At 70.1% G+C, this 16,696-nt stretch carries 15 protein-coding genes; 9 read left to right on the top strand and 6 right to left on the bottom strand.

The window, feature by feature from the left end; all coding sequences use genetic code 11:
* Positions 1–62 precede the first annotated feature (62 nt).
* Entirely contained in the window at positions 63–1,493 is a 1,431-nt protein-coding gene (locus ORI60_RS14340; protein WP_266037690.1) for a S8 family peptidase, read from the bottom strand.
* A gap of 205 nt (positions 1,494–1,698) precedes the next feature.
* Between ORI60_RS14340 and ORI60_RS14335 the strand changes: the two genes are divergently transcribed.
* The 7 genes from ORI60_RS14335 to ORI60_RS14305 all read left to right on the top strand — a co-directional run bounded on the left by ORI60_RS14335 (position 1,699) and on the right by ORI60_RS14305 (position 9,730).
* Positions 1,699–2,424, top strand: a complete 726-nt coding sequence (locus tag ORI60_RS14335) for a TIGR03936 family radical SAM-associated protein (RefSeq protein WP_266037689.1) — start codon at positions 1,699–1,701, stop codon at positions 2,422–2,424.
* A gap of 229 nt (positions 2,425–2,653) precedes the next feature.
* Positions 2,654–5,755, top strand: a complete 3,102-nt coding sequence (locus ORI60_RS14330; protein WP_266037687.1) for a translation initiation factor IF-2 N-terminal domain-containing protein — start codon at positions 2,654–2,656, stop codon at positions 5,753–5,755.
* Positions 5,756–6,020: 265 nt separating this feature from the next.
* Positions 6,021–6,332 carry a 50S ribosomal protein L21 gene (gene rplU / locus ORI60_RS14325; RefSeq protein WP_030479431.1) on the top strand — a complete coding sequence of 104 codons (312 nt, stop codon included), beginning with the start codon at positions 6,021–6,023 and terminating at the stop codon, positions 6,330–6,332.
* Between the two features lie 14 nt (positions 6,333–6,346).
* The gene (gene rpmA, locus ORI60_RS14320) at positions 6,347–6,604 is read left to right on the top strand and encodes a 50S ribosomal protein L27 (RefSeq protein ID WP_266037684.1); all 258 of its coding nucleotides are present in this window, start codon (positions 6,347–6,349) and stop codon (positions 6,602–6,604) included.
* A gap of 133 nt (positions 6,605–6,737) precedes the next feature.
* A complete protein-coding gene (obgE, locus tag ORI60_RS14315; protein ID WP_266037682.1) occupies positions 6,738–8,189 on the top strand; it encodes a GTPase ObgE in 1,452 nt (483 codons plus the stop codon).
* 4 nt (positions 8,190–8,193) lie between these two features.
* On the top strand, positions 8,194–9,321 hold the full coding sequence (proB, locus tag ORI60_RS14310) for a glutamate 5-kinase (protein WP_266037681.1): 1,128 nt from the start codon (positions 8,194–8,196) through the stop codon (positions 9,319–9,321).
* A gap of 10 nt (positions 9,322–9,331) precedes the next feature.
* Complete coding sequence (locus ORI60_RS14305; RefSeq protein WP_266037680.1) at positions 9,332–9,730, top strand: VOC family protein; 399 nt, start codon at positions 9,332–9,334, stop codon at positions 9,728–9,730.
* Here ORI60_RS14305 and ORI60_RS14300 read toward each other — a convergent pair.
* Both ORI60_RS14300 and ORI60_RS14295 read right to left on the bottom strand, forming a co-directional pair.
* Positions 9,693–10,958, bottom strand: coding sequence for an MFS transporter (locus ORI60_RS14300; protein WP_266037679.1), 1,266 nt, complete (start codon positions 10,956–10,958; stop codon positions 9,693–9,695). The genes ORI60_RS14305 and ORI60_RS14300 overlap by 38 nt on opposite strands.
* Before the next feature lie 12 nt (positions 10,959–10,970).
* Positions 10,971–11,555 carry an alpha/beta fold hydrolase gene (locus ORI60_RS14295; RefSeq protein ID WP_266037678.1) on the bottom strand — a complete coding sequence of 195 codons (585 nt, stop codon included), beginning with the start codon at positions 11,553–11,555 and terminating at the stop codon, positions 10,971–10,973.
* A gap of 52 nt (positions 11,556–11,607) precedes the next feature.
* Here ORI60_RS14295 and ORI60_RS14290 point away from each other — a divergent pair, with 52 nt between their 5' ends.
* Positions 11,608–11,976: a VOC family protein gene (locus tag ORI60_RS14290; protein WP_416234413.1), complete on the top strand. Its 369-nt coding sequence runs from the start codon at positions 11,608–11,610 to the stop codon at positions 11,974–11,976.
* Here ORI60_RS14290 and ORI60_RS14285 read toward each other — a convergent pair.
* Complete coding sequence (locus tag ORI60_RS14285) at positions 11,958–12,857, bottom strand: AraC family transcriptional regulator (RefSeq protein ID WP_266037676.1); 900 nt, start codon at positions 12,855–12,857, stop codon at positions 11,958–11,960. The two genes, ORI60_RS14290 and ORI60_RS14285, sit on opposite strands and share 19 nt — an antisense overlap.
* A gap of 82 nt (positions 12,858–12,939) precedes the next feature.
* Between ORI60_RS14285 and ORI60_RS14280 the strand changes: the two genes are divergently transcribed.
* A complete protein-coding gene (locus tag ORI60_RS14280; protein WP_266037675.1) occupies positions 12,940–13,350 on the top strand; it encodes a DUF1772 domain-containing protein in 411 nt (136 codons plus the stop codon).
* On the opposite strand, the gene ORI60_RS14275 is transcribed toward ORI60_RS14280, so the two are convergent.
* Both ORI60_RS14275 and ORI60_RS14270 read right to left on the bottom strand, forming a co-directional pair.
* Positions 13,328–14,512 (bottom strand): cytochrome P450, encoded by a 1,185-nt coding sequence (locus ORI60_RS14275; protein WP_266037674.1) that lies wholly within the window; start codon positions 14,510–14,512, stop codon positions 13,328–13,330. The genes ORI60_RS14280 and ORI60_RS14275 overlap by 23 nt on opposite strands.
* A 40-nt stretch (positions 14,513–14,552) precedes the next feature.
* Positions 14,553–16,637: a RecQ family ATP-dependent DNA helicase gene (locus ORI60_RS14270; protein ID WP_266038017.1), complete on the bottom strand. Its 2,085-nt coding sequence runs from the start codon at positions 16,635–16,637 to the stop codon at positions 14,553–14,555.
* Between the last annotated feature and the right edge of the window lie 59 nt (positions 16,638–16,696).

Raw genomic sequence — 16,696 nt, 5'->3', positions numbered from 1 at the left:
GCTGAAACCCCGTCGTCCAGCACGAGGATCGGACCACCGCCCGAGCCGTCGCAGGCAGGGAGCTACTTGGTGACGGCCGCGCGCGCGTCCACGAGGCCGTGGCCGTAGAACGAGTTGTACTCCGAGTACCCGGTGCAGAACGCGTCCTGCACACCCGTCCCGTTCAGGTCGTAGTCGGCGGGGCAGGCCAGCGTCTGCGCCTGCGCGTTCAGCTTGCGTCCCAGCGACACCGCGTCCGTCTCGGGGTGCACCGACGCGATGAGCGCCGCCACCCCGGCCGCGTGCGGAGTCGCCATCGAGGTGCCGCACGAGTAGTCGTAGCCGGACGGCACGGTCGACAGCACACACCCGTTCGGCGTGCGCGAGTCGCCACCCGGCGCCGTCACGTCGATCGCGCCCAGCCCGTAGGAGCTGTACCCGGCCTTGGTCTTGGTCGAGTCGACCGCGGACACGCCCACGACGTTCTTGAGCTGCGCCGGGAGCACCACGCACGTCGAGTCGACCGGCCGCGTCTGCGCATCGCCGTTCGTCGGTGACATCGAGTCACGCCCCGGCCGGGACAGGTCGGCGGCGGCGTTCCCGGCGGCGGCGACCGTCAGCACGTTGCGCGAGGTCGCGTAGTCGACGGCACGGCGGACGGCCTCGTAGACGACGCGCTGACCGGGCTCGTCCTGGCATGTGAACAGGTACGGGTCGATGAAGTAGCTGTTGTTGGTGATCGTCATCTGCTGTGCGGCGGCCCACATGAAGCCGCACACGGCGTACTCGGGGTAGATGAAGCCCTCGTCGTCCACGACCTTCACGGACGCGATGCGCACCCCTGGTGCGACCCCCGTGGTGCCACGGCCGTCGTCCGCGGCGGCGATGGTGCCGGCGACGTGCGTGCCGTGGGGGGAGGTCGTCGGGGTCCACGCGGACGGGGACGTGTCGGGCTTGCCGGTCAGGCACCCCGCGGACAGCTCGGGCGCCAGCGCGGCCACCAGGTCGGGGTGGCGGGCATCGACGCCGGAGTCCAAAACGCCCACGACGACGGACTTGGAGCCCGTGGTGATCTCGTGCGCGGCCGGGGCGTTGATGAGATTCATGTCCCACTGCTCGGCCGAGCGCACGCCCGAGGGCCGGAACAGCTCGGTGTCGTCCTTCTTGCGCTTCACCGACCGCTTGGCGATGCCCTCGGCCTGGGCGCTGTAGGCGCGCTGCGGGCCGATCCGGTCGAGGAAACGGGGGTCGGGCGAGGTGGCCACCGCGACCGAGATCTGCGGGTAGTAGACGGTGGTCAGGCCACACGCCCCGGTGATCTCGGAGTTTGCGCTCTCAGCGGGTGTGGCCTGCGGAAAGACCACCAGGTAGCGCAGCAGTGGGCCAGGCTGGATGCACGACGGCGCGGCGGGCGCCGGATCTGGTTCCGCGCCCGCGGGCAACGACGCCGCCAAGCACCCGGCCACGAGCAACGCGGTCATCGCCGCCGCTCGTGTGCGGTGGGGCAGAGGCACCAGGGACCTCCAGGTCGGCAGGGCGTCCAGTCAGCCGGACCGTAACCACGCGCAACGATCTAGACAAGCTGAACGTTCTGAATCAGGTTCACGGTACCGTCCTCATGGACGAACAGCCTGCGCCGATGGGACCGCTCACCCGTCGGAACACCACTCGGGAGCACCGCTGAGCCGCAACCTGCCGAACAACCCCTCCGCCGCCGCGGTGCAGAAACTGCGCCTGCGCTACACCAAGCGGGGGAGGTTGCGTTTCACTTCGCATCGCGACATCGCTCGCACGTTCGAACGCGCGCTGCGCAGGGCAGGCGTACCCATGGCCTACTCCCAGGGGTTCAGCCCTCACCCGAAGGTGTCGTGGGTCGGCGCCGCGCCGACCGGCGTGGCCAGCGAGGCCGAGTACGTCGAGGTCTCGGTGGTCGAGCAGGTCGACCCGGTGGCGCTCAGGGCAGCGCTCGACGAGGCGTTGCCGCCCGGCATCGACGTCGTCGACATCGTCCAGGCGCGCGGTGGCAACCTCACCGAGCGCATCGACGCGAGCGAGTGGAGGATCGAGCTCGACGGCGTCGAGCCCGATGAGCTGGCGAAGGCGGTGAGCGTCTTCCTCGCGGCCGAGTCCGTCGAGGTCGAGCGGCTCACCAAGAACGGCACGAAGATGCTCGACGTGCGGCCCGCCGTCGTGTCGGCGCTGGTCGAACCACGTTCGAGCGACGCCGGACACGATGACACCGCTTTGTCACGACCGTGTGGGATACTCATGACGGTTGTACGGCAGGTAACGCCTACCGTGCGACCCGACGACGTGCTGAATGCGCTTCGCGTCGTGGCCGATCTCGTGCCGCCGGTACCTGCGAGAGCAACCCGGATGGCGCAGGGACGCCTCGACGGCGAGGGCAGGCTGGTGGACCCGCTCCAACAGGACAGAGAGTCCTGACGAGCGCAGACGGTGTCTGATTGGTCCGGCCCCCGCCCGCGAAGCACACAGGAGGAGCGGCGCTGACAGCGGCGTCGTCGTGGGACCTGCGCAAGCGTGCGTCCAGTGAGGCGCCACGCCGCTGCGCGCGAGGCAAGGATTCCCGCCGCGAGCAGCGGCGGAGAGAGACCAAGAGAGGCCCCTGCGCGGCCGCGTCCTCACGGGACGCGCCCGGGGGTGGAGGAGCTGCATGTCGAACAAGGAACAGCCCGCCGGTGGTACCGGCGGGCAGGGTGTGGTTGCCGCGCGCCCTGAACTGGCGAACCTGCCGGACAAGCTGCGGGTTCACGCACTGGCGAAACTGCTGGACGTCAGCAGCAAGGACGTGATGACGGCGCTGGCGGACCTCGGTGAGGTCCCCAAGAGCGCGCAGTCGAGCGTCAGCCGCGACGTCGCGCTGAAGGTCGCCGAGACGCTCGTCGACTGGGACGACGTGGTCACCGGTGAGGTCACCGAGGACTACGAGGCGCCCGCGATCCCGGCGTTCGAGGCACCGGCGCTCGCGCCGATCTTCGCCGCGCCGAGCGCGGTCTTCCTGCCGCCGACGCCGATCGAGCGCCCCAAGGCGCCGCCGTCGCCGTTCGTGGTCGAGGAGGAGCCGGTCGTCGAGGAGAAGTCCGTCGGCGAGATCGCCGCGGACGAGCTCGACGCAGCCGAGGCGGCCGAGGCGGAGACCGACACCGAGGTCGACGGTGACGACGAGGCGGACAGCCGCCGTCGCCGCCGCCGTGGCCGCCGTGGCCGTGGCCGCGGCAAGGGCACCGACGCCGAGGGCGGCGAGGAGACCGACGAGGCCGCGGCCGAGGAAGGCTCCGACAGCGCCGAGAGCGACGACGCCGCCGAGGCCGAGGACGAGGGCGACGAGAGCTCGACCCGCCGTCGCCGCCGTCGCCGTCGCCGCAAGACCGGCGCGGAAGACGACGTGACGTCCGAGGACGACCCGCCGAACACGGTCGTGCACGTCCGCGAGACGCGGGACGCGCGCGACGACAAGGCCGACTCCGAGGCCGCGCAGAGCGAGGTGCGCAGCATCCGCGGCTCCACGCGCCTGGAGGCCAAGCGCCAGCGCCGCCGCGACGGTCGCGAGGCCGGCCGCCGCCGTGCCCCGGTCCTGACCGAGGCCGAGTTCCTGGCCCGCCGCGAGGCCGTGGCCCGCACGATGGTCGTCCGCGAGCGCGGCGACCGCACCCAGATCGGCGTGCTCGAGGACGGCGTGCTGGTCGAGCACTTCGTCACGTCGTCGGGCTCCGGTTCGATCGTGGGCAACGTCTACCTCGGCCGCGTGCAGAACGTGCTGCCGAGCATGGAAGCCGCGTTCATCGACATCGGCCGCGGCCGCAACGCCGTGCTCTACGCCGGTGAGGTCGACTGGGACGCCGCCGGTCTCGAGGGCAAGTCCCGCAAGATCGAGCAGGCGCTGAGCAGCGGCGACTCCGTGCTCGTCCAGGTCACCAAGGACCCGGTCGGCCACAAGGGCGCCCGCCTCACCACGCAGATCAGCCTCCCCGGCCGTTTCCTGGTGTACGTGCCGGGCGGCGGTGCCACGGGCATCAGCCGCAAGCTGCCGGACAACGAGCGCAAGCGCCTCAAGGACATCCTCAAGCGCGTCGTCCCCGAGGACGCCGGTGTGATCATCCGCACCGCCTCGGAGGGCATCTCCGAGGAGGAGCTCGGCCGCGACGTCACGCGTCTGCAGGCCCAGTGGAAGGTCATCAAGGAGAAGTCCGAGAGCACCTCCACCAAGGCGCCGACGCTGCTCTACGAAGAGCCGGACCTGCTGGTGAAGGTCGTCCGCGACCTGTTCACCGAGGACTTCGCCCAGCTCGTCGTCCAGGGCGACGAGGCGTGGGACGTCATCGACTCCTACGTCCGCCACGTGGCGCCGGACCTGCAGGACCGCCTGAAGAAGCACGTCGGCAACAACGACGCGTTCGTCGAGTACCGCATCGACGAGCAGCTGATGAAGGCGCTGGACCGCAAGGTCTGGCTGCCGTCGGGTGGCTACCTGATCATCGACCGCACCGAGGCGATGACGGTCATCGACGTCAACACCGGCAAGTTCACCGGGTCGGGCGGCAACCTCGAGGAGACCGTCACGCGCAACAACCTGGAGTCGGCGGAGGAGATCGTCCGCCAGCTCCGGCTGCGCGACATCGGCGGCATCATCGTCATCGACTTCATCGACATGGTCCTGGAGTCGAACCGCGACCTGGTCCTGCGCCGCCTGACCGAGTGCCTGGGCCGCGACCGCACGCGTCACCAGGTCGCCGAGGTCACCTCGCTGGGTCTCGTCCAGATGACCCGCAAGCGGGTCGGCACGGGCCTGCTCGAGGCGTTCAGCCAGACCTGTGAGCACTGCCGCGGCCGCGGCGTCGTCGTGTCCACCGAGCCGATGCACTCGCACGGTGGTGGCAACGGTGGCGGTCAGCAGCAGCCGCAGCAGAGCGGTGGCCGCAAGTCGCGCCGCAACAAGGGCGGCGGCGAGCAGGCGGCCGAGACGACCGAGGTCGTCGAGGCGGCCGTCGAGGCGCCTGCCGAGCCCGAGGTCGTCGAGGTCTTCGAGCCCGGCGAGCCGGAGGACACCTCCGAGGACGTGGTCGCCGCCGACCAGGAGCACGAGGCCCACGGCCGTCGTCGCCGCCGCCGGCGTGGCCGCGACAAGGAGCCGCAGGCCGTGGTCGACGCGGTCGTGGCCGAGGAGCAGGCGCTCAACGGTCACGTGCCGCACGAGGTCGCCGAGGACCCGGCGCCCGTCGAGCTCGAGCCCGTGGTCACCGAGCCCGAGGTGATCGAGGAGACGGCCGAGGGGCTCGTCGAGCCCGTCGCCGAGCAGCCCGTCGCCACGGGTCGCATCGGTGCCCAGCAGCCCGCCGAGCCGGAGCAGCCCGTCGCCACGGATCGCATCGGTGCCCAGCGGCCCGCCGAGCCGGAGCAGCCCGTCGTGACGGGTCGCATCGGTGCTCAGCAGCCCGTGGTGACCGGTCGCATCGGTGCCCAGCGGCCCCTTCCGGCCGTCGAGCCCGAGCAGGAGCCCGCCGCGGCCCCGCAGCCGGTCTCCGCGCCCGAGCCCGTCGCCGCGGCCCCTGTGGCCGTGGTGGAGCCCCCTGCGGCCCGTCCGCGGCGTCGCGCGGCCAAGCGCCCCGCCGGTGCCCCGGCGGCCGAGGTGCCCGCCCCGATCGTGGTCGAGGTGCCCAAGCAGCCCGAGGTCCAGATGCCCGCACCGGTGGTCACCACCACCCGCAGGCGCCGCGCCGTGTCGCGGCCCGCGGGACCGCCGGTCCAGGAGGACTGACGCGAGGAAGCGAGACCGGGGTCGCCTGCGGGCGGCCCCGGTTTTGCGTTGCGGGACAACGTTGTGGGGGACCACACAGGCTGCGGGAACGTGTTGAGGGCACCCCGGTTTGCTCCAGGAGTACCCACTCCCGTAACCTTGTTGACGGCCCGCCATCCGACGGGTCCTGTCGTGTGCCTCCTCTGGTGCCTAATGGTGGAAACACCGTCCCAGATTGGTCGGCGCACGGCCCGTCACCATCGAGTAGCAGGAGACTTCCGTCCTGATGTACGCGATCGTCAAGACCGGCGGCAAGCAGTACAAGGTCGCTGTCGGCGACATCGTCGAGGTCGAGAAGCTCGAGGGCGAGCCGGGCACCGAAATCTCCCTCCAGGCGCTGCTCGTGGTCGACGGCACTGACGTCACCGCAGACGCGGCGGCCCTGGCGAAGTTCTCGGTTACCGGCAAGCTGGTCGAGCACACCAAGGGCCCGAAGATTCGCATCCACAAGTTCAAGAACAAGACCGGCTACCACAAGCGACAGGGTCACCGTCAGAAGTTGACCCGTGTCGAGGTCACCGGCATCACCGGTAAGTGAGGACCTGACTTCTCATGGCACACAAAAAGGGTGCATCCAGTTCCCGCAACGGCCGTGACTCCAACCCCCAGTACCTGGGTGTGAAGCGGTTCGGCGGTCAGGTCGTCAAGGCCGGCGAGATCCTGATCCGCCAGCGCGGCACCAAGTTCCACCCCGGCGTCGGCGTCGGCATCGGCAAGGACGACACGCTGTTCGCCCTGCTGCCCGGTGCGGTGGAGTTCGGTTCGAAGCGCGGTCGCAAGACCGTCAACATCGTTCCGGTCGCGGTCTGAGGACCGTTTCCGCAACGTAGTTAGACCTCTGCGAGGGGCGGGCCCGGTCATCCGGCTCCGCCCCTCGTTGTTTGTCCAGACCGTTGGTTGCCCGCGACCGACGTTGGTTGTTCGTTTGAAGGGAAGTAGTTCCGTGGCCCGCTTCGTAGACCGGGTGGTGATCCACGCTGCCGCCGGCAACGGGGGCAACGGGTGTGCTTCAGTGCACCGCGAGAAGTTCAAGCCGCTCGGCGGCCCGGACGGCGGCAACGGAGGCAGTGGCGGCAACGTCATCCTCGTCGTCGACTCGCAGGTGCACACCCTGCTGGACTTCCACTTCCGCCCGCACGCCTCCGCCACCAGCGGCAAGGCCGGTGCCGGCGCGAACCGCGACGGTGCGAACGGCGAGGACCTGATCCTGCGCGTCCCCGACGGCACGGTCGTGATGACCGAGTCCGGTGAGATCGTCGCGGACCTCGTCGGCGAGGGCACCCAGCTGATCGCGGCGGCCGGTGGCCGTGGCGGCCTGGGCAACGCCTCGCTCGCGTCCAAGGCCCGCAAGGCGCCTGGTTTCGCGTTGCTCGGTGAGCCGGGCGAGACGCGCGACCTGGTGCTGGAGCTCAAGTCCGTCGCGGACGTCGGCCTGCTCGGCTTCCCGTCCGCGGGCAAGTCGTCGCTGATCTCGGTGCTGTCCGCGGCCAAGCCGAAGATCGCCGACTACCCGTTCACGACCCTGGTCCCGAACCTCGGCGTGATCACCGCGGGCGAGACCGTCTTCACGATGGCGGACGTCCCCGGCCTGATCCCCGGAGCGTCGCAGGGCAAGGGCCTCGGCCTCGACTTCCTGCGCCACATCGAGCGCACCGCCGTGCTCGCGCACGTCGTCGACTGCGCGACGTACGAGCCGGGCCGCGACCCGATCGCGGACATCGACGCCCTGGAGAAGGAACTCTCGGAGTACACGCCGGCACTCGGCGGCAACTTCGAGGACCGTCCGCGCGTGGTGATCCTCAACAAGGTCGACATCCCGGACGCCCAGGACCTCGCCGACATCGTCCGCCCGGAGATCGAGGCCCGCGGCCTGCCGGTCTTCGAGGTGTCGACGGTGTCCCGCCAGGGCCTGCGCGAGCTGACGTTCAAGCTGGCCGAGGTCGTGCGCGAGTACCGCGAGGCCCAGCCGAAGAAGGAGTCGACCCGAATCGTGCTGCGGCCGACCGCCGTGGACGACCAGGGCTTCACCGTGACCGAGGACCCCTCGGTCGAGGGTGGCTTCATCGTGAAGGGCGAACGCCCCGAGCGCTGGATCCGCCAGACCGACTTCTCCAACGACGAAGCCGTCGGTTACCTCGCGGACCGCCTCAACAGGCTGGGTGTCGAGGAGAAGCTCGTGAAGATGGGCGCCGTCCCCGGTTGCCAGGTCACCATCGGCGACCTGATCTTCGACTGGGAACCGACCACCCCGGCCGGCATCGCGATGACGATGACCGGACGTGGCACGGACATCCGTCTCGAGCGCAACGACCGCATCGGCGCCCACGAGCGCAAGGCGCTGAAGAAGGCACGCCGCGCGCCCGGTGAGTACGGCGACGACTTCGACGAGGAGTAAACCCGTGACGGCCCCCGTGGTCTCACAAGCTCGAACCGCGGTCGCTTCGGCGAACCGCATCGTGGTCAAGGTCGGTTCCTCCTCGTTGACCACGGCGGAAGGTGGCCTCGACCCGGCGCGTCTCGACGCGCTGGTCGACGCCCTCGCCGCCCGTGCCGCGGCGGGCAGCCAGGTGGTGCTCGTGTCGTCCGGTGCGATCGCCGCCGGCCTGGCCCCGTTGAAGCTCTCCCGCCGCCCCCGCGACCTCGCCACCCAGCAGGCCGCGGCGAGCGTCGGCCAGCTCACCCTGGCGCACGCCTACGCGAACTCGTTCGGCCGTTACTCGCTGACTGTCGGCCAGGTGCTGCTGACCGCGGACGACGTGGTGCGCCGCGCCCACTACCGCAACGCCCAGCGGACGTTCTCGCGTTTGCTGGCGTTGGGTGCCGTACCTGTCGTGAACGAGAACGACACCGTTGCCACCGAAGAGATCCGCTTCGGCGACAACGACCGCCTCGCCGCCCTCGTCGCCCACCTCGTGGGTGCCGACGCGCTGTTCCTGCTGTCCGACGTGGACGCCCTGTACTCGGGTGATCCGCGCAAGCCGGGAGCCGTCCGCATCGCCGAGGTGGCCTCGGCGTCCGATGTGGACGGTGTGGAGGCGGGCACCGCCGGTGCGTCCGGCCTCGGCACCGGCGGCATGGCCTCCAAGCTCGCCGCCGCCCGCCTGGCCTCGTCCGCGGGCATCCCGGTGCTGCTCACCAGCGCGACCGAGGCAGGTCGCGCCCTGACCGCCGCGGACGTGGGCACCGCCTTCGCCGCGACGGGTTCGCGCCTCACCGCTCGCCGCTTCTGGCTGGGCTACGCCACCGACGCCAACGGCCGGCTGCACCTCGACGACGGCGCCGTGGCCGCTGTGGTGGGCCGGCGTCGTTCGCTGCTGGCCGCCGGGATCACCGGCGTCGACGGCGACTTCGAGGCGGGCGACGTCGTCGAGCTGGTCAGCCTCGCGGGCGAGGTCGTCGCCCGCGGCGTGGCCGGCTACGACTCGGCCGAGCTGCCGTCGTTGATCGGCCGCAAGACCCACGACCTGCCGGAGGAGCAGCGCCGCGAGGTCGTGCACGCCGATGATCTGGTGCCCCTGCATCGCTAGTCTCGGGTGCATGGCCCGGATGCACGATGTCGTCATCGACTGCGCTCATCCCGCGTCGCTCGCCCGGTTCTGGGCGCAGGCGCTCGACGACCACGAGATCGCCCCGTACGACGACGCCGAGCTGACGCGGTTGAGCGCCATGGGCATCGACGACCCCGAGGACGACCCGTCGGTGCTGCTCGACGGGTCGCCGCGGTTCTTCTTCAACCGCGTGCCGGAGCCCAAGACGGTCAAGAACCGGGTGCACGTCGACCTGTGGTGCGACGACGTCGAGGCCGAGGTGGCGCGGCTCGTCGGGCTCGGGGCCTCGGTGGTGAGCCGCGACGGGGTCTGGTTCGTGCTGGCCGACCCCGAGGGCAACGAGTTCTGCCTCAGCTCAACCGAACACCCTTTGTCTCCGGAAGCGTGAGGATCACGAGGAACGTGATCACCGCGCTGACCGCCACGTACCAGAAGAAGACGGTGCCGCCCACGGCCTGGATGACCAGCGGGGCGGTACCGCCGAACACCGCGACGGTCAGGTTGTACCAAGCCCCGATGCCGAGCCCGCGCAGTTCGGTCGGGAACAGCTCGCTCATGATCGCCGGCGCGATCGACGTGATCGCCGTGTACAGCCCGAGTCCCACGGCGAACACGATCACGAGGTTCAGCAGACCCGGCCTGACCAGTGTCGACAGCGGCACGACCAGCAAGGCCATCGCCGCCGACCACACGAGCATCTGCGGTTTGCGGCCGTAGCGGTCGGCCATCCACCCCATCGGGTACTGCAGCGCGATGAACACGACGGTGCCGATCGACAGGGCCAGGAACACGTCGATGTCGTTGGCGCCCTTGGTCTTCACCGCGAACGGCGTCAGCGCGCTGAAGAACGTGTAGAAGCTCAGCGTCGAGAGCAGCGTGATGCCGATGAGCTGCCCGACGGCCTTCGGGTGCTCCTTCAGCGTCATCAGCAGAGGGTTGCGCAGGCTCTTGGCCTTGGCCTTGTTCTCCTCGAACTGCTCGGTCTCCTTGAGCTCCCGCCGCAGCCACAGCCCGACCAGTCCGAGCACGCCACCGATCAGGAACGGCACGCGCCAGCCGTAAAAGGCCATCGCGGCCTTGTCGAGGTTGCGGGACAGGAAGAACCCGAGCAGCGAGGCGATCAGCACCGCCGCGCCGGTCGAGATGTAGAAGAACGACGAGTACCGGCCGCGATGCGTGGCGGGCGCGATCTCCGCCAGGTACGCCGACGCGTTCGACACCTCGCCGCCCAGCGCCATGCCCTGCGCGATGCGGGCGAGCACCAGCAACGCCGGTGACAACCAGCCGACCTGCTCGAACGTCGGCAGCAGGCCGATCACCACCGAGCCACCGGACATCAGCACGATCGTGAACAGCATCGCGGTGCGGCGGCCCTTGAGGTCCGCGAACCGGCCGAGCAGGTAGCCGCCGAGCGGGCGGAAGAAGAAGGCGAGGGCGAACGTCGCGAAGGTGCTCAGCAGCGCGGCGGCCTCGTTGCCGGAGGGGAAGATCTGCGTGGCGAAGTAGATGCTGAAGGCCGTGTAGATGCCCCAGTCGTACCACTCCACCGCGTTGCCGGCGCTCGAAGCGACGAGTGTGCGCACGGGCAGTCGATGCGTCTCCAAAGTAACCGCCATAGACGCACTCAATCACACACGGCGACGAATTGGCGCGTACGTCTCGACTGGATCGTTGGTCAGGAAGTCCACGATCATCGCGTTGCACAGGGCGGGTTTCTCGTGCAGCAGACCGTGCGAAGTACCGGGAACGACCGCGAGCTCGGCTTGGGGCAGCGCCCGGTACATGGCGGTGGCGTGTTCCAGCGTCACCTCGTCGTCATCACCGATCATGATCAGCGTCCGGTTCGGCAGGGTGCCGAGATCTTTTTCGGTCAGCGCGGGTGAACGGTGGTGCATGGGCGTCAGTTCCGTGGCCGGGTCCCAGCCGTCGTGGTGGAAGACACCGCACACGACCACAAGGCGGTGCACGAGGTCCGGCCTGAGCACAGCGGTGAGCAGCGCCACCGTCGCACCGTCGCTGCAGCCGAGCAGGTGGGCGGGCCCGATCCGTTCCAGGAACTCGATCGTCTCCCGAGCCATCTCGGTGTGGTCCTGAGTGGCCTGGTCGACGCGATGTGGTGCGTGCAGGGCGAAGTCGGCGAGTGCGTCGAACTGGGGCCCGAACGCGGACGGGTCGGCTCCACCTGGATGCAGAAGTACGAGTGAGTCAGCCATTGCGAGTAGACCTCTCCCGTCGTTGATACTCATCGCCGTGCGATCTATTGGTTTGGTGACGTTGGTGGTCCGCGACTACGACGAGGCGATCCGCTTCTACGTGGAGGGACTCGGGTTCACGCTGGTCGAGGACACTCCGCAGGGCGACAAGCGCTGGGTGGTGGTGTCGGCGGGTGAGGGGGCGTCGCTGCTGCTGGCACAGGCTGGCACGGATCAGCAGCAGGCACGAGTGGGTGACCAGACCGGTGGTCGCGTCGGGTTCTTCCTCACCACCGACGACTTCGACCGCGACCACGCCCGCATGACCGCGTTCGGCGTGCACTTCCTGGAGACGCCGCGCGACGAGGTCTACGGCCGCGTTGCCGTCTTCGAGGACCTCTACGGCAACCGCTGGGACCTGCTTCAGCCCGCCCGCGCCTGACCGGGCGACACCCCGACGATCCGCTTGAACGCCCGGCTGAACGCGGCCTCCGACTCGTAACCGAGGCCGCGGGCGATCTCGCTGACCGTGCTGTCGCGGTCCTTCAGCCGGTTCATCGCGACGTGCATGCGCCACCGCGTGACGTACCGCATGGCCGGTTCGCCGACGAGCTCGGTGAACCGCGCCGCGAACGCCGACCGCGACATGGCGGTCTGGTGCGCGAGGCGTTCGACGGTCCACGGCTGCGCGGGATCGCGGTGGATCAGCGCGAGCGCCTCCCCGATCTGCTGGTCCTGCAACGCGCCGAGCCAGCCGGTGCGCGCGGCCGGGTCGTTGGCGAGCCACGAGCGGATCGTCTGGATCACCAGCACATCCGCGAGCCTGGTGATGACCGCCTCGCCGCCGGGGCGCACGGCCTGTGCCTCGGCGGCCATCAGATCGATCGTGGCGCGCATGTCGTCGGCGCGGCGCACGTACAGCACGTTCGGCAGCACGGTGATGAGGTGCTTCGCGGCCGGATGGTCGAAACGGACCGCACCACACACGAGGTGCGTCACCGCGCCGCCGCCACCGTGCCGCAGGATCGCGTAGTTGTCGGTCTCGAACTCGTGCGGCAGCGTCGTGACGACCGGCGACTCCGCCTCGCCGTAGAACAGCCGGTGGCGCTGCCCACCCGGGACGAGCAGCACGTCACCGGGTTCGAGCGAGAAGACCCGGCCGTCGACCTCGACATCGCACCGGCCGCTGGTTAGGACGTGGAACCACAGGCAGTCCGCCATGTCGGGCATCGTCGCGCCCCACGGCTCGGTGAGCTCGTTGCGGCAGTAGAAGGTGCCGGACATCCTCAACAGGTGCAGTGCCTCGCCCAGCGCGTCCGTCATGTCGTTGATTCTGGACGAACGAGCAAGTCCGCGCGATGAATCGTCATTGAGAGTCCTGCGCTCAGCGGTCAGAGTGAGCGCCATGGGGACAACCACGCTGATCGCAGCCGCCGCTTCCGGCCTGATGGCCGGGCTGTTCTTCGCCTTCTCCGTCGCCGTGATGCCCGGCCTCGCCGACCTGCCCGCCTCCGCGGCCCGCGAAGCGATGCGCCGGATCAACGTCCGGATCCAGAACCCGTTGTTCCTCTTGGTGTTCCTCGGCAACGCCGTGGTGTGCGGCATCGAGGTTTTCCAGGGCAGGATCGCCGGCGGCCTGCTCTACGTCGTCGGCTGCGTCCTGCTCACGATGGTCGTCAACGTGCCGATGAACAACCGTCTCGAGCAGTCCGACGACGCCTACTGGCCGCAGTACCTGCGCACGTGGACGCTCTGGAACCACGTGCGCGCCGTCGCCTGTCTCGCCTCGACCGTCACCCTGCTGCTCGGATTCTGAGACCGCGCTTGGGCCGCATCGCGGCGAGTCCGGTCGGCGTGAGGCGCTGGGGGAGCAGCTCGGGCTTCGGCCGTTCCAGCAACACTTTCAGCATCACGGTCAGCTCGGTCGTCGCGAGCCCGGCCCCGACGCAGCGGTGCGGGCCGCCGCCGAACGGCAGGAACTCGTGCGGGGCAGGCTTGGTCTCCCAGCGGTCCGGGTCGAACCTCAGCGGATCCGGGAACACCTCGGCCAGCCGATGCGTGACGTACGGGCTGTACAGCAGGAACGTACCCTGGCCGATCTTCTTCCCGGCGAACTCGAACGCCTGCGTCGCGACCCGCGCCGAGACGACCGCCGGCGGGTAGAGCCTGAGGGTCTCGTTGACCACGTTGCCCAGGTAGTCGTCGTCCTGCTGCGCACGCTCCCAGACCCCGTTGTGCCGCAACAGGTTGAACACCGCCCACGCCATCGCGCCACTGGTCGTCTCGTACCCGGCCGCGATCAGCGTGACGATCTGGTCGCGCACCTCCAGGGCGCTCAGCCCGTCACCCTCCACGAGAGAGGTGAGCACGTCACCGGCCGTCTTGCCCTGGCGCGTCTCCTCGATCGCCCGGTAGACCCGCGCGTCGACGGCCCTGCGCGCCCGCATCGCGTTGCGCCAGGCCGGCGCCCTCATCGTCCTGAGCAGCGTGACGACAGCCGGGTTGCGGTCGATCAGGTTGATCAGCACCTGCAGGTGCGCGCCGAAGAAGTCCGACTCCTGAGCCAGCTCCTCGCCGAACAACGCGTGGATCGTGCTGCGCCGGATCGCCCGGCGGAACTCCTGGTAAGCATCGACGGTCTCGCCCGGCCGCCACGCGTCGATCGTCGCCTCGGCGTTGGCCCGCATGACCGGCACGTAGCTCGCGATCTGCCGGTGCGCCAGCGCGGGCTGCACGAACCGGCGCCGCCGCTTGTGGTCCTCGCCGTCGCTCACGATCAACGACGTGGGCCCGTCCACCGGCACCAGCGACTGGAACGCCCGCTCCACCTCGAACAACTCGGAGTTGGCGAACACGAACCGGTTCGCCTCGGGCCCGAGGAGGTAGGTGTACGGCCCCATCCGCACGACCGGCCCGAACCGCCGGTACAGGCTCGCGAGGAGATCGGCCTGCCGGTACCGCACGACGTCCGGAGTCATGCCGACGACAGTGCCACACGGCAGGGCCGTTCCGGCACCGTCAGTTCGTCACCGCCAGCGCGAACGGCAGCACGGCGGACACCCCCTCCTTCCTGAGCATCCGAGCCGCCACCGTCATCGTCCACCCGGTGTCGATGTGGTCGTCCACCAGCAGCACCGGACCGTCCACACCGGACACGTCCGGCGTCTCGCCCGCCCGCACGAGACCGGCCAGCCGCTGGGCGCTGTTGGCCCGGTGTGTCGACTCGCCGAGCCACACGGTGCCGAGGAACGGCAGCCGGCCGATCGAGGCGATCTTCTGCCCGAAGCTGCCGACGAGCTGCGGACGCCTGCGCGAGCCGACCGTCACCACGCCGACCGGCCGTTCGTCCCAGTCCCACGCCGTCAGCACCTTCACGCACGCCGCGAACACGTCGTCCGGGATCTCGCGGTCGGCGCCGTCCGCCAGCAGGGCGCGCAGCCGGTTGCCCCAGCCGATGTCGGTGAGCCTGCCGAGCGCCCGGCCCGTGGCCGCCACCTCGGTCGCGGGGATCTTGCCGGACAGCGGGACGCCGATCGCGCTCATGCCCGTCGGCCACATCTTGCGCGGCGCCACGTCCAGGCCGGGACGCAGCAGCCGTTCGCGAGCCGCCTCCGCCGCCACCTCGGACACCTCGACCGACAGCCGCTCGCCCGTGCAGTTGTCGCAGCGGCCGCACTCGTGCGAGGTCGGGTCGTCGAGCTGGTCCTGCAGGAACTTCATCCGGCACGCGTCGGTGCGCAGGTAGTCGATCATCACCTGCTGCTCGGCCTTGCGCGCCTGGGCGATGCGCGCGTACCGCTCGCCGTCGTACTCCCACGGCCTGCCGGTCGACTCCCAGCCGCCGCGCACGCGCCGGACCGCGCCGTCGACGTCCAGCACCTTCAGCACCACCTCGAGCCTGCCGCGCGACAGCTCGACCATCGGCTCCAGCGCCGCCGTCGAGAGCGGCCTGCCCGCCCCGTCGAGCGCGGACAGCACCTGCCGCACGACCACCTCGGGAGGGAACGCCAGGGACGCGAAGTACGCCCAGATGTCCTTGTCCTCGTGGCCCGGCAGCAGGACCACCTCGGCCCGTTCGACACCGCGGCCCGCACGGCCGATCTGCTGGTAGTACGCGATCGGGGAGGAAGGCGCGCCCACGTGCACGACGAACCCCAGGTCCGGCTTGTCGAAGCCCATGCCGAGCGCGGAGGTCGCGACGAGCGCCTTGACCTTGTTGTTCAGCAGGTCCTCCTCGGCGCGCTCGCGCTCGGAGGGTTCGGTCTTGCCTGAGTACGCGGCCACCGCGAAACCGCGCGAGGCGAGGAACGCCGCGATGTCGTCCGCCGCCGCGACCGTGAGCGTGTAGATGATCCCGGAGCCCGGCATGCGGTCGAGCTGCTCGGCGAGCCACCCGAGGCGCGACTCCGCGGTCGGCAGCAACGCGACGGACAGCCGCAGGCTGTCGCGGTCCAGCGGCCCGCGCAGCACCAGCGTGCCCTCGTCGGCGCCGAGCCCCAGCTGCTCGGTGACGTCGTGGACCACCCTGTTGTTGGCCGTCGCCGTCGTCGCCAGCACCGGCACGCCCGCCGGCAGCTCCGTCAGCAGCGTCCGCAGCCTGCGGTAGTCCGGCCGGAAGTCGTGGCCCCAGTCCGAGATGCAGTGGGCCTCGTCGACGACGAGCATGCCCGCCGACGCCGTCAGAGACGGCAGCACGGCATCGCGGAAGTCGGGGTTGTTCAGCCGCTCCGGACTGACCAGGAGCACGTCGACCTCGCCCGCCGCGACCTGCTCCTGCACGGCGTCCCACTCGCCGGGGTTCGCCGAGTTGATCGTCACCGCGTGCACACCGGCCCGCGCCGCGGCGTCGATCTGGTTGCGCATCAACGCAAGCAACGGCGACACGATGACAGTGGGACCCTCACCGAGCTGACGCAGCAACGCCGTCGCGATGAAGTACACGGCCGACTTGCCCCAGCCCGTGCGCTGGACGACGAGCGCCCTGCGGCGCTGGGCCACCAGGGTGTGGATCGCGGTCCACTGGTCCTCGCGCAGCACCGCCTCCGGGCCCGCCAGTGCCCGGAGCCGTTCCTCCGCCAGTTCTCGCAACGCGATGTCGTCCATGAGGCGCAAGCTTGCCAGGCTGTGCTTGTCGGCCGCTGCTCCGCAGACGGCGGCGAGTT

This window comes from Lentzea sp. NEAU-D7, assembly GCF_026242055.1.
GTDB lineage: Bacteria > Actinomycetota > Actinomycetes > Mycobacteriales > Pseudonocardiaceae > Lentzea.
This window is presented reverse-complemented; position numbering and strand designations above follow the sequence as displayed.